This is a genomic window from Desulfobacter vibrioformis DSM 8776 (assembly GCF_000745975.1).
GTDB classification, from domain to species: Bacteria; Desulfobacterota; Desulfobacteria; order Desulfobacterales; family Desulfobacteraceae; genus Desulfobacter; species Desulfobacter vibrioformis.
Window position 1 is genome coordinate 162,314 of the sequence record NZ_KN050796.1, and the last position, 22,321, is coordinate 184,634.

Below are 22,321 nucleotides of genomic sequence, written 5' to 3' on the forward strand. Positions count from 1 at the left end.
GTTGGGATTGTAAACCATCTGATATGCAAGAAAGGAAAAGGATTATGTTGGAAAATAAATCTATGCAGGCCGAAAGTATTACAGAATTAATCACCCGACTTCGAAGCCAAGGGATCTCCTTATCAAAAAAGGATGATACCCTGCGATATAAAGCCCCCCAGGGAACGCTGAAAGACAGTGATTTACAATCTCTGAAATTACACAAAACTGATATTTTAGAGTTTTTACGAGCAGAGTCCGAGCCTGTAAGCGTTGTCCCGGATCCCGATTCACGTTTTGCACCATTTTCTCTCACAGATGTTCAGGTCGCATATTTACTGGGAAGAAGCGATGCCTTTGAATACGGCGGCGTAGCATGTCACATTTATCTGGAAATTAATTACAGGGAACTGGCGCATAAAAGCGTAGAGGCGGTTTGGAACCAACTCATTGACCGCCATGATATGCTCAGGGCAACAATTCACCGCGATGGCCAGCAACAAATCATGGAAAAGGCACCTTGGCTGACTGTTGATTATGTTGATGTTTCGGGTTTTGACGAACAAAATCTGGCAGATAGGCTTCAAGAAATTCGCGAAGAGATGAGCCACAAGGTATATGATACTGAAACATGGCCCTTGTTTGATATCCGCCTCATTAAAACACCACAACAGCATGTACTCCATTTTTCAATGGAATTTCTCATCGCAGACGGAGCCAGCGTAAGGTTGCTGTTAAGTGAGTTTGAATCGCTTTATTTCAATAAAGTCCCTCAATTACCTGATTTGCAACTTACCTTCCGGGATTACGTTATCACGGAAAAAAATATTAAGAACAGTCCAGCCTACCTTAAGGATAAACAGTATTGGCTTGACAGGATTGACCAGTTACCGCCTGCACCGGATTTACCTTTAAAAAATATTAAAATTTCTGAAGAGCTGATCCGTTTCCGTCGCCTTTTGTTCAAATTGGAAGGCCAAACCTGGGATAATTTAAAAAAACAGGCCAGAAAACAGGGAATTACACCCACGGCATTAGTTATGACAGCTTATGCAGCGGTATTGGAGCGATGGAGCAAAAATAAGTTTTTTAGCCTGAATCTGACCGTATTAAATAGACAGGCCCTGCATGAACAGGTTTATGACATTGTGGGCGACTTTACCTCGGTCACTATATTAGCTGTGGATTTCCGTGACGATAAATCTTTCAAGGAACAGGCCAGAGCATTAAATGCACAGCTTTTTTCCGACCTTGACCACCGTCTTTTTTCAGGCGTCGAGGTATTACGGGAGATAACCCGCAGAAAAGGGAGGGAGGCTGCCTTGATGCCGATTGTATTAACCAGCGCCATCGGCCTGATTGACGATCGTGAAAGCCATAAATTGCAAGGAGATATTAACAGGCACTCAATTACCCAGACACCTCAGGTTTTTATTGATTGTCAGGCTTCGGATACCAACGACGGGATCCAGATCAATTGGGATGTCAGGAAAGGCGTTTTTCCCGGGCAAATGGTCGATGACATGTTTCAAGCCTTTGAAACCTTGATTCAGTCGTTAATTAATGATCATCAGATATGGGAGTCCGGCGCAACGTGTCCTCTTCCCAGGCATCAATTGGAAGAACGCCCGCAAGCAGAAAATATCAAAGCGCCGTTGTCTGACAAACTTTTACACTATCAGATAACAGAACGGATGAAACACAATGGCTCTGCGCCCGCGATTATTGATAATCAAGGGGAAACAACTTATGAAGAGATGGCGAAAAGGGCTTCGGCCATAGCCCGGGAGCTTAAAAGGTCAGGATGTAAGCCCCAGGAACGGGTTGCCATTGTTATGGATAAATGCGCAGCCCAGGTATCTGCAGTCTTGGGGATACTCTTTGCAGAAGGCGTTTATGTCCCCATTGATATTAGCCAACCGGAAATCAGACGGGCTTCGATTATGGAACAGGCGAATATCCGTTTTGTATTAACACGTTCTGACCTCAAGCTACAATGGCCCGAACATATCCATGCGATTGAGGTTGACAAGTTAGCGCCTTCAGATAAAACTACGCTTCACGCAACCGGCGATCCGGACTTGCCGGCCTATATCATCTACACTTCCGGTTCCACAGGGGCCCCAAAAGGGGTAGTTATAAGCCACAGGGCCGTTCTGAACACTATAGAGGATATTAATAAACGATTTCAGGTTACTGAAAATGATAAAATATTAGGCTTGGCTCAACTTGGATTTGATCTTTCCATTTATGATATTTTCGGACTTTTATCTGTGGGAGGGGTTCTTGTTCTCCCTGACAGCGACCGTATGACAGATCCCTCCCATTGGGCTCAGCTGATGGCGGACCACGGGATTACGCTTTGGAATTCAGTCCCTGCCCTGATGCAAATGCTCGTCTCATATCTGAATTCAGAAAAAAATTGTCAACTGCCTAACTTCAGAAAAGCGCTGTTGTCGGGGGACTGGATACCGATTAACCTGCCGGACCAGTTACGCAACCGGGTTCCGTCTGTACAAATTGTCAGTTTAGGCGGGGCAACCGAAGCCTCTATATGGTCCATCTTTCATGAATACAAGGGGCTTAAGCCTGAATGGAAAAGCATTCCCTATGGCCGCCCCCTGGCCAACCAAGGCGTGAGAGTGCTGGACTCTGGCATGCGAGACTGTCCTGTGTGGGTTGCCGGTGAACTATATATTACCGGCAAAGGACTGGCCCTGGGTTACTTTGGAAATCAGGAATTCACGGATACAAGTTTTTTCGACCACCCCAAAGACGGGCAACGCCTTTATCGAACCGGGGACCTGGGGCGATATATTCCCGGGGGTGAAATTGAATTTCTTGGCAGGAAAGACAATCAGGTAAAAATTAAAGGGCATAGAATTGAGCTGGGTGAAATTGAAGCGGCCCTGCAGAAACATCCTGCCGTGGCCGTTGCCGGCGTGGTTGTGGATGGTTGCGGTGATGACCGGGCACTATTGGGGGTTGTTGAGACAGTTCAGCAAAAGGAAAATGTAAGTGTGTCGGAACTGGTTAACTTTATAGCCCAACGCCTGCCGGCTTATATGATCCCCACCCACATTCAGATCGCGGACGCCTTGCCGTTAACCGATAATGGCAAGCTTGACAGAAAGACTTTATCAACATGGCGCCTAAAGATGATACAGGAGCGCACCGCCGGCGGGGACAGGGCCCAAGAAATGGATGAACTGGAAACGCAACTTTCGCAGTTATGGATCTCAGCATTGGGAATTACAAATCTGGGCAGGTCACAGAACGTATATGACCTGGGGGCAGATTCACTGGTTATCGCCCATGTGGCAAGTAAAGTTAAAGAGTTGTTAAACGAATCTCCTTCATTTACAGCGGATATTTCTTTTGACAATTTAATCAGGCATATGCTCAATTATCCGACCATTGAGGCTTTGGCCCAGGTAATCAGATCACATCAGTCCGATAAGGGTGCCGCCACTAGGGTTGTTGACAAGAAATCGTCTGAAGGCCCCCGGAGTATCGGTGTTTTTACCAATTTTGGCGGCGGAGACACCGGGCCTCTCAGGGTTATATTTCATGCAGGGCTTGGAACGTTAAACTCCTATATGCTGCTGCTGGATCACCTTGATAGACAACAGTTAGGCCCTGTAATCGGGGTTTCGATCAAGGATACGGACAAATATTGCGAACTTGATCCCGGCGAAGCTGTCGAACATATCGCCGAGGACTACGCCCAATATCTGGCTGAAACAGGTCATAGACAGGTACAGCTCATCGGACATTGTTTGGGGGGATTTACAGCCATTGAGGTCGCTCGGCGCCTCCTGGAAAAAGGCATTGATGTCCTGGACCTGGCCCTGATTGACAGCTTACCTGTCCCTGTCCGCGTGGACGACGACTGGATTTTGGAAATTATTTTTGTTTTTGCCCTGGGGATATCCTTGCAAGAGTGTGGATTTGGAGACCTAAATCCTGTGGATCTGAAAACGGCCATTACAACTATAATAAACAGCAATCCCGAAAAAATCCCCCAAGGATCTGTTTTTTCCATTGGAGGGAACCCGGTTCTGGACAGGGTGCGCCGTATGTTTCAAAAACTTAACACCATCGAGTTAAGGCAGCGGTTTACCGCTTACGGGAAGGCCATGCAAAATGTTCATGGCGAAGATATGCCCGTGGAAATGCTGGAAGGGCTGTACAAAGCCTATAATCAGGCCTTTAAAGCAGCTCAATTCACGCCTGAACCATATATGGGAGATGCCCGGTTTTTTCTGGCCGAGGTTACTTTCGGGTTTTTACCAAGCACCCATGGCGCAGCGATTGATTTTTGGAGGGATATTGTTCTGGGTGATCTCAAGGTTACCGAAATTACAGGAGATCACAATACAAGTGTAGAAAAAGAACCTCATATAACCGATCTTTCCAAATTGATCGCGCAACCTCTGATATAACAGCCACGGGCCGGCCTGACATATCTTCTGCCAGGAACAGTCCACAACGACGTTTGAAAGTATTTCAGTAACTTATTTGAACTTTCTTACAAAGAAAACATAAGGCCTGAATTATCCTCGGATTCCCGCGGCTATGCCAGCAAGACTCACTATCTTTTAACATCTATCTGGATTTAAGACCTAATTAAATACAGGAGTTAAAAAACTATGGTATATGAAATAGATTGTTTACTTTTAGGGTACTCAGGTCTGCATAAAGCATCATGCAAGGAATATCAGATTTTAGCTAACAATCATCCTGAAATAAAAAAAGTACAAACATCCTTAAATTCGGCCATCACCTATTTAGGGACCGCATTGGACAAAAAAGGATTAACCTTTGATTTTGTAAATTCCATTGAAAATGATTTAGAACTTATAATAGAAAAAGTAAAATCACAAAAATATTTCACAATAGGAATTTCTACGACAATATGCCAGAGTATTCCCCATTTGAAAAATTTCGTTAAGCTTTTAAAAAGGATAAATAAAGATATTAAAATCATAATAGGCGGGGCTCTGATTGTATCTACCATCCGGGATTTGTTAAAGGATGGCCAGGATGTATTTAACGAAACTTTAAGGGATTTGTACGCAGATTATATCGTAGATAGCATATATGGTGAAGATAGACTAGCATCCTTAGTATATAACCTTAAAAACAATATCCCGGAAGCATCTATACCTAATTTATACATTCGGGAAAAGGACCAGTTCAGATGTGATTTAAAAGTAGCAGATGATTATAAACTGGAAGAGAATAAAGTAAATTGGAAATTATTTAAAGGAAGAACAGGAGGAACTGTTGTTATTCGCACTTCTCTATCCTGTTGTTTCAGATGTTCATTTTGTAGTTTTCCGGTTATGGCGGGAAAGTTTCAAGCTGGGGATTTGGAACATATCGAACGTGAACTTAACGAGATTGAAAGTCTTGGAGAAGTTAACTTGGTGCACTTTATAGATGATACTTTGAATGTTCCTATTTCACGATTTAAAAAAATGCTGAGAATGTTTATTAAAAACCGATATACTTTCAAATGGCATTGTTTTCTAAGATGCCAAAATCTGGATGAAGAAGCAGTTCAGTTGATGTCAAAAAGCGGTTGCATAGGGGTCTTATTAGGTCTTGAGTCAGGGAGTGATCATGTTCTTAAAGTAATGAATAAGGGCACAAAGATCAAAAATTTAACAAGGGGAATACTTTTATTAAAAAAATACAATATCACAATTATTGCCTCTTTTTTCGTGGGATTTCCAGGAGAAACCGTTAGGTCCGTAAACGACACGTATAGATTTATTAAAGAGATCGACGTTGATTTTTATTATATTGGCCTATGGTTCTATGATCCCTATACCCCTATTGCTAAAAGAAAAAATGAATTTGATTTAAAAGGCATATTTTTTGATTGGAGCCATTCAAGCATGGATTCTGAAATCGCTAACAAATTGCTTATTCAGATAAAAACATTGATAAAAAGCTCTACCTTGCTCGAAAGCATAAATAACGCTTTTTTATTTCAAATGTTAAACAGTTATATCGATGTGCCTGCTCTTAGATATTGCCTTGACAGCGACAGAAATATTGAAGTCTCAATTCCCCGAGAGCGAATACAGGAATTCGGGCCTAAAATAAGATAAACGCCAACCTTGCATAAAATTTTTTATAACGGCCCATGGGCTGACTGACATATCAGCTGCCAGGCACAGCCCACAACGAAACAAGAAAGTAATTCAGCAACTTATTGGAATTTTTATATAAAAATATCAAAAGACCTTAAAACGAAATAATTGAAAAGGGTCAAGTTTTAAAGAATATGTTACTTGATTAACAGGTGAATTTTCCCCAATGAACAAAGCAAAAAAAAAATTAAAAATAATTGTTTGCGGTACGCGTTTTGGGCAATTTTATACAGAGGCTATTAAACAGTCCGGCGAATTTGAGTTCGCTGGAATTCTCTCCCAGGGCAGTGCTAAATCCCAAAAGTTAGCCCAGGCTCATGGTGTGAAAATATACACCGACCCGGCGCAACTTCCCCCGGATATTGATTTAGCTTGCGTGGTGATCCGCACAGGCGTTTTGGGCGGTGATGGTACCCAGATAGCAATAAGGCTAATGGAAAAAGGAATCCACGTGCTTCTAGAGCAGCCTGTCCATCAGAAAGATTTGGCCCTTTGCTATAAAACTGCCAGGCAGAATAAAGTCTTTTTTGTTCTGGGTGATCTTTATGTGGAACTTCCCTCGGTTAAAACGTTTATCACGCTGTCACAGGGAGTGATTAAACACCAATTCCCCCTTTATATGAACATAGATTTATCAACCCTGGTGTCGTTTCCACTAGTCCATATTCTGGCAAAAGCGCTCCCCACTCTTAGGCCTTGGAAGGTTGAGCAGACCATAAAAGGGGACATCCCCTTTCAAGTCATCAGTATGACCATTGGAAAAATTCCTGTGGTTATCAGAGCCCACAACCAGGTAGACACCCGGATATCTGACAGCTATCTGCACCTGATGCACCGTATTTCCTTAGGGGTGGGCGGAGGCTGTCTCTCTTTGGTCGATACCCACGGTCCGGTTATCTGGCAGCCACGGATGATTTTTCCTGATCATGACGACTTTATTCTCGAAGAATTAAGTGAACGTCCGTCCGTTGAAATGCTTGATGAAAGCACACGAATTATCGGTCCGCCCCAATACCCCACGTATCAGGAGGTGCTTACCCGCATTTGGCCCGGGGCTATTGTAAAGGATATCAAAAGATTGGCGGGTCTTGCTTGTGGAATTACACCTGAAAGCCAGATGGCTCAATTCGGGCAACAAGAGATGCTTTGTTCCCAGCTCTGGAGAGAAATCAGCAACGCGTTAGGATATCCGAACAGTTATGAAAACCCTGACAGAGAGTATTTGCCCGCAGCAGCCGTGGTTGGCTTCTACTTTCAGCAGATAGGCATGGCTGAAACATACAATCAACTTTCAAAAGAGGAGATTGACGCCTGTATCAGCCAACTGGATCAGGCCTGCCTTTGGGCAATGCTTTTTCAGTTCCAGAAAAACGGTGTTTTGGGGGACCCCGAAAAATGTTATGCCGAAGAGGCGTTGATTTCAGCGCTCCCTGTGATCTCCAGGCATTATTACGTTATTCGCCGTTGGCTCAAGGTCCTTACGGATCGGGGGTATCTTGTATCGGAAAAGAATGGATTCAGGTCTGCCGGAAAAACGATTACCCAGGAGAAGCTCGACCGGCAATGGCAGAAAGTCAGGGCCTTGTGGGACCACAGGTTGGGCTCTCCGCTGGTATCGCTTTATTTTCAACAAAATGTTCAGGCGCTTCCAGCCTTGATGTCCGGTGAGCAACAGGCTGTTTTAATCTTGTTCCCTGAAGGGAGCACTGATGTGGCCAATGCACTATACCGAGAGACTTTAATTGCCTGGTATCTAAACCGGCAAGTGGCCGCAGAAGTGGAAAAAATTGTACTAAACACAAGCGGGAAACTGCGTATTCTGGAAGTCGGTGCGGGAACCGGGGCTACATCAGATGTGGTGATTGATAGAATAAAAAGTGCACAACTTTCCGGCAGAATCGACAATTACCTGTATACGGACATATCCCCCAATTTTTTGGGTGCGGCCAAAGTACGTTACCAAGATGAGCCGTGGGTGACGCTGCAGGTGATTGACTTGGAAAAAGACTTTCAGGCGCAAGGACAAGAAAAAGAAACCAAGGACATCATTATTGCCGCCGGGGTCTTAAACAATGTTAACGATATTGTTCGGGTCCTAGAAAACTTGAAAGCGCTGCTGGCCCCTGGGGGAATAATGCTCCTTACCGAAGTGGACGGCGAATCCGTTGAGATATTGATTTCCCAGATTTTCATGATGGACGCGGCCAACGATGCCCGTAAAGAAAGCGACACAACCTTTATGAATCACGGACAGTGGCAAAAGGCCTTTGCCCAGGTAAATCTCAAACTGCTGAAAATGATTCCAGGCAATGATCATAAATTATCTCATTTAGGGCAAAAGCTGTTTATGCTCACTAAAGGATAATTCACCGGAGACAGAAATGTTTAAATGCTGCCAAATTATCTGCAGGGTTAAAAATATAAAAGAAGTTGTTGGAGATCTAGAAAAAGCCGGTTTTTCTGTGCAATGGGGAAGTGTACCACAAAAAGCTAAAAATGCCTTTTTGTGGTTTGAACATGGACCATTCATTGAATTTTTCAGTATATCTCCACGCTGGGCATATCTTAGTGTGCCAATTGGCCTGTTTTACGGAAAGGCGGCAGGAAAGCGCTTGGCCTACTGGGCCCGTCATCCAGAAGGTTGGTGTGATATCGCTTTGGAACCAAAAAAAGAAAAGAGAGGGGATAATCCAGATCAATGTGTTGCCATTCAAAATGATTTAGAATCGATAAAAGCAGCTGTTACCCGGGCAGGCATTCCAACATCTCGCATCATCCAAGGCCAAAGAACTCGTCCTGACGGGTTAAAAGTTAAATTTAGCTTTATGGCCACTGAACCCATTGGTTTGCCGTTCCTTGCTTCACCATATGACCCGCCACAACATCCCGAAAAAATAGAGCATCCCAACGGGGCCACAGGGATTGAATGGGTTAAAGTGGCTGTTGAGGAAACTCACTACGATCAATTTATTACCCTTACCCAAAAAGATAAATGGATCAAACCCGAGTTGGCGTCACAAACCAGGGTGCTGGAAGTCGGCTTGTCCGGTATAAAAAGCGAACTTGATGCCAAATACCTACATGGCGCAGTCTTTGCCGTGGGATCTGATAATAAGTAGGTTGTGTCCTGCATAATCTGCGTGAAGGCTGCAGATTTTATAACGGCCATGGGCCGACCTGGTCCATCCCTTCGATTCAGATTTTAAATATATTATAATTTCAGGTTGTTACGTCTACGAAAATTTCGTTGTGGCCCTACGTTGGTTAATCAAGAGATACAATCCGGCGACACGTTTGTTTTATAAGCAAAAAATTTCTGCGCCCCCCAAATAAAACCCAAAACAGGTGTTTGTTCCAAGTTTTCAAAAAGGTGGGATAGTCTATCCCCAGGCTTGCCACACAACGAATAGTGAAAGGTCTGAATGACTTAACCCGTCTTTCATATAAAAACAGATAGGGCTGACTTGACATATCTTCTGACCGGCATAATCAGCAATAAATTAATAAAGTATTTCAATCATTTAGTTTAACTTTTTTGAGGAGAAAAATTTATGGAGAAAGGTTACAAATTTGTTTTTCTGTTTGTATGGATCGCATCGCTGTTTTTTATCGATCAGCTCACGTTTCCCTCAGGGGTTGTTGCTGAGGAACAGGCGGCCGGAAGCGTTTCATCCAGGAGTTCCGTTAATCTGGGAGAGATTACCGTTACTGCAGAAAAACAGGAGAAAAATGCCCAGGATGTCTCAACAAGCATGACTGTAATAGACTCCCTTGGTATCGAAGATAAAAAACTTGAGTCTGTATCTGATTTTATCGATTTTATCCCTAATATGATTAGTTTTGAAGATCATTATGGCTTGTCGAACAGTATCTCGGCCCGCGGTATTTCCGCCCCTCTGTCCACAAGAGGCGCTTCATCAGTGGGAATGTATATCGACGGCGTTCCGGTATTGAGTAGCTTCGGAATGGAAGAAGGACTTATAAATGTCGAACGTATAGAGGTATTGCGGGGTCCCCAGGGGACGTTATACGGCAAAAATACGGAAGTCGGTGCCATCAATATCATTTCCCGGCAACCTGACAACCAGTTTGCAGCAAGGGTGTCGACAGAAGTCGGCCAATGGCTGTCTTCTGATTCGGGAGACAAGATCGTAGGGGGCGCGTCATTGGGTGCCAGCGGTCCTATTCTCAACGATAAGTTGTTTTTTGAGATGGCAGGATCGTACAAACATAAAGATGGTTATCTACATAACACTTATAGTGATGACTCTGAATTTGAGCGCGAGAACTATTTCGGCAGGCTGAAGCTGCGGTGGATGCCAACCGAGCGGCTTGATATGTCGCTTATATTATCATCTATTAGATATGAATTAGACGGCGATATCAATTGGTATCTGTCGGATATCGGTGCTGGCTATTTCGGGAGTGCCTCGCCCTCCCGAGGCCAGGTAGAATCGGAGTTCGAAGGCTGGCAAGAGACCAAAAGCCAGACCCAGTCATTGAAACTTTCTTATGCCCTTACCGATACGATAGATTTTACCTCGATTACTTCTAGAAAAGAAACTACCCTTGAAAATGCATTTGACTATGATTTGACATCTGCTCATATAATGAATGGATACTGGGACCCTTTTTCATCTGAAAAGATTTCTCAGGAAATTCGGTTGGACTCGACATCGAATCGACTCAATTGGGTTGCCGGTGTATATTACGATACGGATGACACAGAAATAAGATACAGGCAGGATTCGATGTATCCTTCAATGTTTTATGATCTTAACGCTGACCAGACCGGTGAAGCATATGCGATTTTCGGACAGGTTGGATATTTTCTAACTGAAAAGTTTAAACTCATCGGCGGCTTGCGATATGATCACCAGGACGCCGAAATGGACAGGTATCTACCAATTCAAGGGACAATCGAAGACTCATGGGAACGCCTGACGCCTAAAATAACTGCAGAATATCATGCTACGCCTGATATGCTGTTATATGCCGATGTGTCCGAAGGGTTCCGCACCGGCGGATTTAACGGTCTGGCCACTGATCCGGAATATTACAGCTTTGATGAGGAGTCGTTGTGGGCATACGAACTTGGCATGAAAAGCCTTTTCATGAATAAACGCATCATGCTCAACGCAGCCTTTTTCTACATGGAAATCAGTGACATGCAAGTTGATGAATGGGTTGATCTTAACACCGCTTTGATTACCAATGCTGCAGAAGCCACATCATGGGGCCTGGAGCTTGATGTTACCGCGCGTATTACAGACACCCTGACCCTCATGGGCGGATTCGGGTACACCAATGTTGAGTTTGACGAATTCAGTGATGCCGGAGGCGATTATTCCGGGAATAAAAATCCTTTTGCGCCGGATTATACGTTTAATGTCGGTTTGCAGTACCGGAACACCAAAGGGTATTTTGCCAGGATAGATCTGATTGGTTATGGAAAAACCTATTACGACAAGGCTAACGAGTATTCAAGGGATCCATACGAAGTCGTCAATGTCAAAATCGGTTACGAAACTGATCGTTTTGACATCTACCTCTATGGCAAAAATATTTTTGACCAAGAGTACGATATTCCTTACACGAGCGGTATGTACATGCTCCAAAGTGAACCTGGCGAAGTTGGTCTGCAGATTGTAAGCCGGTTTTAAGAAAACGGTGAGGGCTGGTGCTCATAGGGAGTTTTGAATTTTGTTCAATGAAGAAAATAACACATCAACGCATAAATCAGCCCCCAATACACAACCCTAATTAACCCCAACGTTGCATAAACTTTTTTTACCCTTCGGCGTTATCAAGCTTTTGCGGTAGTTGACTGCAGCGGCAAGCGTGATGCCTTGAAGCTAAAACCCCCCATGACTTCTGCAACGATGGGGTTAATGACGGGTTTCAAAACTTTTTTAACCAATTTTCAGGAGAGAATTATGATTCCCTTAACCTGGCTTAGGGCTTGGGAGGTGGGTGTGGTTCAAGATATCTCAGGAAAGCCCGGATTTGTCAGCAGAATATCTGCAACCGGCTTTTCTTTAAATACAGAAGTTAAGATGATACGGAACTGGAAATGGGGTCCTTTGATCATTTTTTTACGTGATACACAAATCGCCTTGGGCCGCACTGAAGCTGGAAATATTATGGTGAGGAAAAAATCAGAATCAAAATGAAAGCAAACAACGTCATCGTCTTGGCAGGACAGCCGAATACCGGAAAATCTTCTATTTTCAACAGACTTACCGGTTCAAACCAGCATGTTGGTAACTGGCCGGGTAAAACAGTAGAAAAAAAAGAAGGGGCTTTTAAATTCAAAGGCCACCTCTATCAATTGGTTGATTTGCCCGGGACTTACAGCCTGACCGCAAACTCGGCCGAAGAGATAATCACCAGGGATTATATCATAAAAAAGCATCCTGACGTTTTGGTGGTTGTGGTTGATGCATCACAATTAGAGCGAACACTTTATCTTGCCGCAGAAACATCCATGCTGCCGGTTAAGACAATTGTTGCCTTGAACATGACCGACATTGCCGAAAGGGAGGGTCGTAAAATTTGCCATGAAGCAATGGGAAAACAAATGGGTGTGACGGTTATCCCGATGGTTGCATCAAAAAACATAGGATTTTCAGAACTTCTCGAAGCGATAAAAAAGAGTGTTGAAAACCATGATCCAGATGAAAGACCAATACAGCAGGAATTTGAAGGAGAAGTGCTTGCACGGTTAAATGAAGTCAAAGGCCTCATCAAAGGACTTGTTCCTTCGCCCTTCACCGAAGATTGGATGGCGCTTAAACTGATGGAAGATGACAGGGAAGTACGGGAAATAATGAGAAAACGGTTGGGTCCTGACCAATGTTTACATCTGGATAAAATTATAAACAATGGTCTTGCGTTGCTTGTAGCAGACTCAAGATATAAATGGATCCAAAAAATTATAGACGCATCAGAGACAAAGTCCCATGACACAAAAAGCCTTTTGGATAAGCGTAACAAATTTGACAAAGTTGCCACCCATCCGGTATGGGGGATATTTGTGGCCCTGGGTATACTATTTTTCGCAATTGTTGCAGCAATGAGCATCGGCAGTTTAGGATTACCTTTTCTAAAAATAGTTTCTCTTGCCTCGGATGGGGCTCGGATTTTACTGGGACCTGGGCCTGAATGGCTTAGTTCCATGATGGCAGACGGACTTATTGTTGGCGTCGGGATAGCGACGGCCCTGTCATTTTTTTTAATGGGCGTATTTATTGTAGTCGGCTTTTTGGAAGATGTGGGGTATTTGCCTCGCCTGGCCTATGTTTTTGATTTGTTCATGCATGGCATAGGTTTGCATGGAAAATCTTTCATGCCTTTTTTAATGGGATTTTGCTGCAATATCAGCGGTGTATTGGGCACCCGTGTTGTTGATTCATGGCGGCAGCGTCTTATAACCGTGCTCCTGATCCCTATTATTCCCTGCTATGGGATCTGGGCAGTGGTCAGTTTTATCGGCACAATTTTTTTGGGCGTAAAAACCCCCATGGTTGTTTTGGCCCTTTTGATAACAGCAGCGCTTCATTTAGCCCTGACCTCTTTTCTGCTGCGGCGTTTTATTGTGAAAGGAGAAAGCACAGGGCTGATTATGGAGCTGCCCCCTTATCACAAGCCAAACTTTAAAACGATCTGGACTTATGCCTGGACAAATGAGAAGGGATATTTAAAACGTGGTTTTTCCATCATTGCCATGGCGTCTTTTATCGTCTGGTTTTTTTCTTATTTCCCTGAGGGCAAAATCGAAACCAGTTTTTTAGCATCCACAGGCAGCTTCTTAAATCCAATTGGAAATCTGATGGGGTGCGACTGGAAACTTATGGCAGCTTTGATTGTATCCGTGATGGCAAAAGAGTCCGCCCTTCCGGCCATTGCTATTTTATATGGCACAGGACAGGGTCTGTCATCAATAACAGGACTGGCGTCGATTACATCAGGTGGAGAACATACGCATAACGAACTGGCTTCAATCCTGATGCAATCCATCAGCCCAGAATCTGCACTGGCGTTTTTATTTGCCTTGACATTCTCAATACCTTGCTCGGCCACGATCTCGGTATTATATACCGAAACAAGGTCATTAAAATGGACCGCAGGTGCATCAGCTTATTACACACTGTCAAGCCTTGTGGCCGGAATTCTTGCTTACCAAGCAGCTCTGCTGATTTTTTAAAAGCCTGCACTTGCCTGTTACGCAGCTGTTTTTCAACTATAAAATCACTACTTTTTCAAAGAGGTTAAATGTTAATCAATCTTATTAGTTTGCTCTCTAAAAATAAGGTTTACCTGGAGGCTACTCTGGCGGATAACCTTGGCGTAGGCCAAACAATGCTTGGGCAATTGATCCATGAACTTATCTACCGCGGATATGTGGAAAAAATTTATGTGCCCTTGGATGCCGGCAGGTGTAATCATTGCACGTCACAATGTATTTCCAAGAATGCTGCTGAAAATCAGTGTATCGCATGGTCATTAACAGAAAAAGGCAAGGCTTTGTTTAAAAAAAATAACCAGATTTTTTCCAATAACACATAAACATAATCAGGATGATCCAAACCAATATAGACCCAATGTCATAAGGTTAAGAAACTTTGCTGGACCCCCACGGATAAACTCGGTGTTTCATTCATTGCCTCATGTATTGACTACGATAACGACGGCCCGAATATGGGAATGAGCGAGCAAGGCGCAGCGGCAGATTACGTGCCATATTCCGGGTACCACATGGAAGCTTCAAACATAGAGGCATACAACGATTCAGAGAAGAGTTCCCAAGCCCTTAAAGTCGAATATGATCTCACCGAAAAAATAAAGTTGACATCTGTTACGGCCAGAACTGAGTTTGATGATGTAAAGTTAACGGATTTTGATTTCAGCCAGGCAAATGTCTTCCATTCACAAACGGATTATACGTTGGAAAACATTTCCCAGGAGGTAAGGCTCAATTATACCAGGAACCGGTTAAAGTGGTTAATTAATCGCATTAAACCACCAGCTCTGCTGGTGTGATCCTGATAGGCTCCGCCGACCAGACGAGGTAAACTTTCTTCCCGAGGGCCCTCAAAAGGGCAGGTCGGGAAGGAAGTTTGTATGAAAGAATACGAGAGTTTATCGCATGTTAGATGGGAATGTAAATATCATATTGTATGGGTACCAAAATATAGGCGGAAAACATTGTATGGCCAGGTGAGACGGAGATTTGGTGAGATAACGCGAGACTTATGCCGTCAAAAGGGTATTGAATTGGTTGAGGGGCATGCAATGCCGGATCATGTTCATTTATGCCTTTCAATACCGCCGAAATACAGTATTTCATATGTGGTTGGTTACTTGAAAAGAAAAAGTGCAATCCGGTTGCACCAAGATTTTTCGAATAAGATGAGAGGTTCAAAGAGTTTTTGGGCGAGAGGTTATTTTGTGAATACGGTAGGGTTAGACGAAAACCAAGTACGTCAATATATCCGACACCAAGAAAGTACAGAAAATCGACAAATGGAATTTGATTTCGAAAATAAATAAGAAGTAACAATCTGCGACAGGCCCCTTTCATGGGCCCTCTTCAAGCTACCGGCTATGCCGGTAGTTTGTGACTTTTAAATTGAAAGAACAGGTATTTTGCCATGCACAAAGACAAACAAAAAACGATGATTTTAAATGAAAATCTGTGGCAGGTTATGTTTAAACTGTCATGGCCGGCAGTGATCGCCATGGTCCTGCACGGTCTCAACTCCCTTTTTGACGCTGTTTTTGTTGGACGTTTTGTGGGAGAAACGGCCTTTGCCGGATTATCACTTGCCTATCCGTTAAGCATGTTATTCCTTGGCATAGGTTCGCTGATAGGTGTCGGCGCAGGTTCCGCATTGAGTATTGCCCTAGGCGCAAATGACTATGGCACCCAAAGAAAGATCCTTGGAAATGTGAATTACATGAATCTGGCATACGGTTTTTTTGTAACCGTTTTAGGCCTGCTGTTTTCCACAATGTTGATTAAAATGATGGGGGGCAGGGGCAATGAACTGCAGTTTGGCGTTGATTATTTCAGGGTAACCTTATACGGGTCTGTTTTCTGGATCGCAGGGCTTTCGGGCAACATGATTGTGCGGGCAGAGGGGAAGATGGGCTATGCAGCCGTGATGATGGCCCTGGGGCTCGTTGTAAACATCCTGGCCAATTATATTCTGATCGTTGTATTTAATTTTGGGGTCAAGGGCGCGGCATGGGGTACTAATCTGGCTATGCTGGTATATACGCTGGTATTTTTTATCTATGCAGGAAAAATGAAAACATCGTTTGACGCAAGGCCCTTTTCCATACGCCGGGACAAATTAATCATCAAGTCCATTCTGTCCATGGGTATGCCGTCGCTTATCATGTCTGTCATGGGCCTTATCCAGGGAATTGTTGTTCTTAACGCCCTGAGCCGATTCGGTACAACAGGTGATGTGGCATTTTACGGCATCGTTTTCAGAATTCATCTACTCATGCTGACGCCGATAATCGGTCTGATGCGTGCCCTTCAGCCGGCCATCGGAATTAATTTCGGGGCTGAAAAATACGACAGGGTCATAAACAGTTTCAATATCTTTGCAGTCGCAGCCACCGTAATCATGGTGCCGTTCTGGTTGGCAATGATGATTTCCCCCCAATTTGTGCTGAATATAATTCTGCCGGCAAAAGAATTTCTTTCTTCTGATTTGGCCAATTTCAGAATTTTCATGTTCTTGCTTCCGGTACTTCCGCTGATTTTTATGGCCATGACTTTTTTCCCCGCAATCAACAACGCAAACCCCGCTTCTATCATAGGGATAGCGCGTCAACTGGTATTCTATGTCCCCGTAATGCTTACGTTGCCTCGATTTTTTGGTGTTAAGTGGGTCTACATCGGCTCGTTTCTTATCGACCTGGTAATAACGATATGGACTTTTGCACTGGTAACAGCAGAATTTAAAAAACTGCGGCAAGGGAACGTAAAACAGCCGTTAACTGAGGTGTCATCCGGCAAAGAAGCATAATTGGTGTCCTATTCAAATTTCCTGGTAATGGACATTATTCAAAAATATAACCATCTGTAAATAAAATATTTTTTAAAATCAAAAATGAATTTTACCATGGTTTTCGAAGGCGTTTATTTATTATGACAAGGAGTAAAAATTTAATCATGTTGAATATCGAAAATATCAATGCCCGTTTTCGAACTGCTGCTGAAGTTATTTTGAGGCTGAGGTGGCTTAATATTTTTCTATTCCTACTGCTTCTTGGCACATCAGTTGCCGGCCTCAAAATGATCCAAACCGATATGGACCAGGATAACTGGCTGCTTGAGGACGATGCGTTGTTAGCGGCCAAAGAGCATTTTGAAAAAATTTTTGGCAATGATGATTTTTGCGCGGTTCTGGTGGAGGCTGACAATATTTTTACCCCTGAAGTCCTTACTGGCATCCAGAAGTTGGGAGCGGAACTGGTTGAAAAGGTTCCTTTTGCCGATGACGTGGTTTCCTTGACCGATTTTGAATTCACTTTTGGCACACAAGAGGGAATAGAGATCATTGATCTGGTCCCGGAGCCGGTTCCGACATCGCCTGAAGAGCTTGCTAAGATTAAGACCATGGCCATGTCCAAGCCCGCCCTTAAAAATAAGATCGTTTCAGAAGACGGGCGCTATGCGTGGATTGCACTGCGCATGAGGCTGATTCCGGATAAATGGGCAGAAAATAATAGTGAAGAAAATCCTGAAATGGCCGTCGGAAGGATATTTAAAGAGGTTGTCGGTCAGGAAAAATACAGGTTCCTGAATCCTAAAACCACGGGTCTGCCGGTCATCAATATTGATAAGAGGGCTTTTCTCGCCAGGGAAACACCGAAGTTATTCGGCATATCCATAATTCTGACCATACTGATTCTGGCCGTTTCGTTACGAAGCGCTACCGGCGTTGTGTTCCCGCTGCTGACCGCCGTCAGTGCCATTGTCATCGTCTTTGGTTTCCAGGGATTTTTGGGGATTGTTTTCGATCCTTCTATGACCTTCATCCCGGTGTTTTTAAGCCTGGCAGTATCAATCGGATACTCAATACACATCTTTAACTTCTTTGAACGTGAATTCCCTAAAAACGGCCAGCGCCGTAACACCCTTTTACATGCCATTGAAGAGACCGGCTGGCCGCTTTTATTCAGTGCCTTGACTACCATTGTTGCGCTGCTCTCTTTTTTGTTGGTTCCAATACGCCCCATTCGCTGGATAGGCGTATCAGCTGCATGTCTGGTGGGGGTAACATACATTTTAGTGATCGTATTACTGCCCTCGCTGCTGAGTTTCGGCAAAGACCGCAAGCCCCATGCGGTCTATACCCCAAAAAGCGGTCGGCTGATTGAACGCTGGATGGACAAACTGGGCAACAAGGTTCTCTTGCGGCCCAAAACTACAATTACCCTCTTCATCCTGATCGTGGCCATTTGTCTGATCGGTATTACAAAGTTTGAAGTGTCGTTTGATTATGTGCGGACAATGGGGCTCAGGATTCCTTATATCGCCCGCCTAAACTACATCGGTAATACTCCCGTGGGCTCAATTTATGCCTATGATGTGGCCATTGAGTTCCCAGACCCCGAGGCTGCCAGGGACCCGGAAAATCTCAAAAAATTTGATCGACTCGTAGCAGAGGTCAAAGCCTTCCCAATGACCAAAAAGGTCAGTTCATTGCTGGATATTGTCAAAGATTTGAATCAGGTGGTAAATGATGGAGATCCGTCTTTTTACCGCATCCCTGATAACCGTGAGATGATCGCCCAGCTTCTGCTGCTGTACGAAAACACAGGCGGGGTGGAGGTTGAGAAATGGGTGGACTACGATTATCAGCGCTTGCGGCTTATGGTGGAAATCGCCAACCCCGATTCAAAAGAAATAAATCGGGAACTGCGCCTGATACGGGAGCGAAGTAAAGAATGCTTCCCCGATGCAAAAGTATTGTTTATCGGCTCGATTTCCCAGTTTGCCGTTATGATGGATTACGTCACCTGGGGGCAGGTTCGCTCTTTTCTGACATCCCTTGTGTTGATCGGTATCCTGATGTCTATCGTGTTCGGCAGTATAAAAACCGGCCTGATAGCGATGATCCCCAATATAGCCCCGGCCCTTGTGGTGGGGGGCATCATGGGCTTTGCCAATATTCCGCTGGACATCATGACAGTAACCATCATGCCCATGTTGCTGGGCCTGGCAGTGGATGATACGATTCATTTCATCAACCATAGCCAGCTTGAATACAGCCGCACCGGAAGTTACGCCGAAAGTACGCGCCGGGTTTTTTCTACCGTCGGTGTCGCGCTGTTTTTGACATCCATGGTCTTGACCCTTAATTTTTCGGCTTACCTGGCTTCTTTGGCCAAGGTGTATGTCAGTATGGGAATTTTGATACCAGCTGGTATTCTGGCGGCCCTGGCAGCGGATTATTTTGTCACCCCCGTACTCCTTAACTACTTTCGGCCTTTTCCCAGGAAAGCACAGGAGGGTGCCGGCAAGCCGGAACGACAAGTTGTGACTGCACCCGAATTTCCCGACGATACCACAACTTAAAATGATCAAGACCATTATATCAAACGTTCAGTGGTTTTTCATTATTTGCCGCTAACTCAATCAAGGGAGAACAGAAGGAATGTCTGAACAAGAAGCTGAAGGCTACGGAGTCCTGTGGCGAATTATCAAACCAGTTAAAAGATACATTTATGGCGCGATGGGACTCGCTGCACTGGGATCAACAGCTACCATCGCCACACTGCTGATGCTGTCTTTATTTGTAGCCGTACTGTTGAAAGGCGGAGATGCGTTGTTCTTCTGGGGCATATCATGGACAACAACTAAATCGTTGATCGGGGTAGGTGTTTTGGGCATTCTGGCTTTCTGCCTTAGCATGATCAGCTTTGGAATTTCGCATCTGGGTGCTTTTTACCTTGAAGAAGATCTTAGGACGCGTCTTTCAGAACATCTGGCCAGGTTGCCGCTGGGATTTATCATTACCACGGGAAGTGGAGCCCTCAAGAAGGTCATGCTGGAAGATGTCAGGAGTCTTCATGTCTTTGTTGGGGACAGCACCCCGACCTTCGGGCGCGGATATGCAGCCCCTTTGGTGACGGTGGTGCTTTTGTTTATCGTTGACTGGCGTCTGGCCTGTATTGCACTGGGCGTAACACTTATCGGCATGCTGGTTATGCGTATTGCCATGCGCGATGCCAAAGCCATACAAAAAAAATATGAAAACAGTCAGAGCCGAATCAATGCGGCTGTGATTGAGTTCATTCAGGCGATGCCGGTGGTGCGCACCTTTGATGATGGCACAAGTTCCTTCAACCGATATCAGAACGCCCTCAACCGATTCAGGGAAGTGTACATTGAATGGATGAAGGCCAGCGGTACGCCCGCACGAATCGCCCTTGTGTTGCTGGCCCCCTTGCCGACGGTACTGGCGGTGACGGCCGGAGGAATCTTTTTTATTAACACGGGGACGCTGTCGTTACCGTCATTTATTGCCGCCCTTTTTATGTCGACAGGGATGGTGGATGCGTTCATGCCCCTGATGTGGCTGAATAATTTCCTGCGCCACGCCAAATCTGCTGCCAATCGTATCGAAGAAGTATTGGCGGCACCGGCGATGCCGACTGTTGAAAAGGGGCTCGTGCCCACAGAGATGACAGTTCGATTTAACGATGTTACCTTCAGGTATGAAAATCGTGATGAGAATGCGCTGACAGATGTCAGTTTCACAGTTAAACCTGGATCGACAACGGCATTGGTGGGCCCAAGCGGTGCAGGGAAAAGTACGGTGGCAAAGCTGCTCCCGCGTTTTTGGGATGTGACAGGGGGCGATATTTCCATCGGCGGCATTGATATCCGTGAAATGGACAATGAAAATCTGATGAATATCGTCACATTTGTATTCCAGGACACCTTTCTTTTTCATGACACCCTGGGAACCAATATCAGAATGGCGAAACCCGGTGCCACCGATGAAATGGTGACAGCGGCGGCTAAAGCAGCCCAGATCCACGACTTCATCATGACCCTGCCCAAAGGGTATGACACCCATGCCGGCGACAGGGGAGGGCGCCTCTCCGGAGGCCAGAAGCAGCGTATCACGATTGCACGCGCAATTCTTCGGGACGCACCGATTGTTGTTCTGGATGAAGCGACCGCATTTGCAGATCCGGAAAGTGAAGCCGAGATCATCCAGGCCATTTCTTGTCTGACCAAAAATAAAACCGTGATCACGATTGCACACCGTCTGTCTACCATCACCCATGTGGACCAGATATTAGTCTTTGACCATGGCCGGATTGTCGAGAAGGGCAGGCATGATGCCCTTCTCTTAAACGAGGGGCTTTATGCCCGGCTGTGGGAGAATTATAAAGCAGCACAAACATGGGATCTTCTCTCAAAAGGAGTCGTAAATGTCTGATACAACAAAGTATGCCACCTTTAAGGAGACCTACGAAGCCGGTAAAATGATTGCCGGTGACCATGCAGCGGATTTTAAACGCAGCCTTTCCCTTTTTGCCCTGGCTTACACGATGCAGGGGGGCGCCTACCTGAGTATTTATGGCGTCATGGCAGCACTTTTCTCCTCGCCGGTTAATGCATGGCAGGCCTGGATATGGTTCGGTGTAATGGCCTTTTTTGTTCTGATTAATGTGTGTGCGCGCTGGTTTGCCCATGATTTTGAGTATACAGACACCATGGCAAACATCACCCATGACATGCGGTCAAAATTGGGGAAAAAACTTCGGGCCATGCCCCTTGAAGTATTGAGCAGCTACAAAACCGGTGATCTTAACCCATCTTTTCGACTAAAGGTTAAAATCATCTATGATTACAGTCTATTCCATTTTTGAAATCTCTGTTATGGCACTACTTTTGTTTATAACTCTCTTGGTCGTCGTACCAGGAAGAGAACATATCCCCAAAGCAGAATAAATTTCCTGTTGTCTTGGCTCCGGCCGAGTGCTTTTTCTTACATGCACCATGTCACCATTTTTGCAGTGCATTGAAATAGTGATTCGATGTTGCCCACTCAATTGCTCCCTCAAACCTGACCAGCTCGTGACAATGCCAGCTTTTTTTAATCGGTGTCGAATACTATGAACCAAATGATACGCCA

Annotated in this window: 14 protein-coding genes and 1 pseudogene; 14 read left to right on the forward strand and 1 reads right to left on the reverse strand. The window is 44.7% G+C overall.

The annotated features are described in order from the left end of the window. Positions 1-44: 44 nt before the first annotated feature. The 14 genes from Q366_RS19855 to Q366_RS19920 all read left to right on the forward strand — a co-directional run bounded on the left by Q366_RS19855 (position 45) and on the right by Q366_RS19920 (position 22,055). Positions 45-4,424: a non-ribosomal peptide synthetase gene (locus tag Q366_RS19855; protein WP_035242665.1), complete on the forward strand. Its 4,380-nt coding sequence runs from the start codon at positions 45-47 to the stop codon at positions 4,422-4,424. Between the two features lie 207 nt (positions 4,425-4,631). After that, complete coding sequence (locus tag Q366_RS19860) at positions 4,632-6,101, forward strand: B12-binding domain-containing radical SAM protein (RefSeq protein WP_035242667.1); 1,470 nt, start codon at positions 4,632-4,634, stop codon at positions 6,099-6,101. A 208-nt stretch (positions 6,102-6,309) separates the two neighbouring features. Then, entirely contained in the window at positions 6,310-8,508 is a 2,199-nt protein-coding gene (locus Q366_RS19865; protein WP_035242669.1) for a bifunctional Gfo/Idh/MocA family oxidoreductase/class I SAM-dependent methyltransferase, read from the forward strand. Positions 8,509-8,524: 16 nt separating this feature from the next. Further along, positions 8,525-9,262, forward strand: coding sequence for a VOC family protein (locus tag Q366_RS19870; protein ID WP_035242671.1), 738 nt, complete (start codon positions 8,525-8,527; stop codon positions 9,260-9,262). 432 nt (positions 9,263-9,694) lie between these two features. Then, the gene (locus Q366_RS19875; protein ID WP_035242672.1) at positions 9,695-11,806 is read left to right on the forward strand and encodes a TonB-dependent receptor; all 2,112 of its coding nucleotides are present in this window, start codon (positions 9,695-9,697) and stop codon (positions 11,804-11,806) included. A gap of 273 nt (positions 11,807-12,079) precedes the next feature. Then, a complete protein-coding gene (locus tag Q366_RS19880; protein ID WP_035242674.1) occupies positions 12,080-12,316 on the forward strand; it encodes a FeoA family protein in 237 nt (78 codons plus the stop codon). Next, positions 12,313-14,349, forward strand: coding sequence for a ferrous iron transport protein B (gene feoB, locus Q366_RS19885; RefSeq protein ID WP_035242676.1), 2,037 nt, complete (start codon positions 12,313-12,315; stop codon positions 14,347-14,349). Before Q366_RS19880 ends, feoB begins: the two co-directional genes overlap by 4 nt. A 68-nt stretch (positions 14,350-14,417) precedes the next feature. Further along, positions 14,418-14,711, forward strand: coding sequence for a hypothetical protein (locus tag Q366_RS19890; RefSeq protein ID WP_035242678.1), 294 nt, complete (start codon positions 14,418-14,420; stop codon positions 14,709-14,711). 138 nt (positions 14,712-14,849) lie between these two features. Continuing rightward, positions 14,850-15,185 carry a hypothetical protein gene (locus Q366_RS19895; protein WP_156968257.1) on the forward strand — a complete coding sequence of 112 codons (336 nt, stop codon included), beginning with the start codon at positions 14,850-14,852 and terminating at the stop codon, positions 15,183-15,185. Positions 15,186-15,266: 81 nt separating this feature from the next. Next, positions 15,267-15,695 (forward strand): IS200/IS605 family transposase, encoded by a 429-nt coding sequence (gene tnpA / locus Q366_RS19900; protein ID WP_035242683.1) that lies wholly within the window; start codon positions 15,267-15,269, stop codon positions 15,693-15,695. A 101-nt stretch (positions 15,696-15,796) separates the two neighbouring features. Beyond that, positions 15,797-17,188 carry an MATE family efflux transporter gene (locus Q366_RS19905; RefSeq protein WP_051958185.1) on the forward strand — a complete coding sequence of 464 codons (1,392 nt, stop codon included), beginning with the start codon at positions 15,797-15,799 and terminating at the stop codon, positions 17,186-17,188. Between the two features lie 269 nt (positions 17,189-17,457). Next, entirely contained in the window at positions 17,458-19,746 is a 2,289-nt protein-coding gene (locus Q366_RS19910) for an efflux RND transporter permease subunit (protein WP_169743005.1), read from the forward strand. A 79-nt stretch (positions 19,747-19,825) separates the two neighbouring features. After that, positions 19,826-21,622 (forward strand): ABC transporter ATP-binding protein, encoded by a 1,797-nt coding sequence (locus Q366_RS19915; RefSeq protein ID WP_035242684.1) that lies wholly within the window; start codon positions 19,826-19,828, stop codon positions 21,620-21,622. After that, positions 21,615-22,055 carry an ABC transporter ATP-binding protein/permease gene (locus tag Q366_RS19920; protein WP_035242686.1) on the forward strand — a complete coding sequence of 147 codons (441 nt, stop codon included), beginning with the start codon at positions 21,615-21,617 and terminating at the stop codon, positions 22,053-22,055. Before Q366_RS19915 ends, Q366_RS19920 begins: the two co-directional genes overlap by 8 nt. Here Q366_RS19920 and Q366_RS21860 read toward each other — a convergent pair. Next, positions 22,041-22,321, reverse strand: a pseudogene (locus tag Q366_RS21860) (hypothetical protein); the annotation flags it as partial. The gene Q366_RS19920 and the pseudogene Q366_RS21860 overlap by 15 nt on opposite strands.

Excerpts from the sequence above, each read along its gene's own strand:
- Q366_RS19870 (WP_035242671.1), top strand. The coding sequence starts at position 8,525 with ATGTTTAAATGCTGCCAAATTATCTGCAGGGTTAAAAATATAAAAGAA.
- feoB (WP_035242676.1), top strand. The coding sequence starts at position 12,313 with ATGAAAGCAAACAACGTCATCGTCTTGGCAGGACAGCCGAATACCGGA.
- Q366_RS19890 (WP_035242678.1), top strand. The coding sequence starts at position 14,418 with ATGTTAATCAATCTTATTAGTTTGCTCTCTAAAAATAAGGTTTACCTG.
- Q366_RS19855 (WP_035242665.1), top strand. The coding sequence starts at position 45 with ATGTTGGAAAATAAATCTATGCAGGCCGAAAGTATTACAGAATTAATC.
- Q366_RS19915 (WP_035242684.1), top strand. The coding sequence starts at position 19,826 with ATGTCTGAACAAGAAGCTGAAGGCTACGGAGTCCTGTGGCGAATTATC.
- Q366_RS19860 (WP_035242667.1), top strand. The coding sequence starts at position 4,632 with ATGGTATATGAAATAGATTGTTTACTTTTAGGGTACTCAGGTCTGCAT.
- tnpA (WP_035242683.1), top strand. The coding sequence starts at position 15,267 with ATGAAAGAATACGAGAGTTTATCGCATGTTAGATGGGAATGTAAATAT.
- Q366_RS19920 (WP_035242686.1), top strand. The coding sequence starts at position 21,615 with ATGTCTGATACAACAAAGTATGCCACCTTTAAGGAGACCTACGAAGCC.
- Q366_RS19895 (WP_156968257.1), top strand. The coding sequence starts at position 14,850 with ATGAGCGAGCAAGGCGCAGCGGCAGATTACGTGCCATATTCCGGGTAC.
- Q366_RS19905 (WP_051958185.1), top strand. The coding sequence starts at position 15,797 with ATGCACAAAGACAAACAAAAAACGATGATTTTAAATGAAAATCTGTGG.
- Q366_RS19875 (WP_035242672.1), top strand. The coding sequence starts at position 9,695 with ATGGAGAAAGGTTACAAATTTGTTTTTCTGTTTGTATGGATCGCATCG.
- Q366_RS19910 (WP_169743005.1), top strand. The coding sequence starts at position 17,458 with ATGATCCAAACCGATATGGACCAGGATAACTGGCTGCTTGAGGACGAT.
- Q366_RS19865 (WP_035242669.1), top strand. The coding sequence starts at position 6,310 with ATGAACAAAGCAAAAAAAAAATTAAAAATAATTGTTTGCGGTACGCGT.
- Q366_RS19880 (WP_035242674.1), top strand. The coding sequence starts at position 12,080 with ATGATTCCCTTAACCTGGCTTAGGGCTTGGGAGGTGGGTGTGGTTCAA.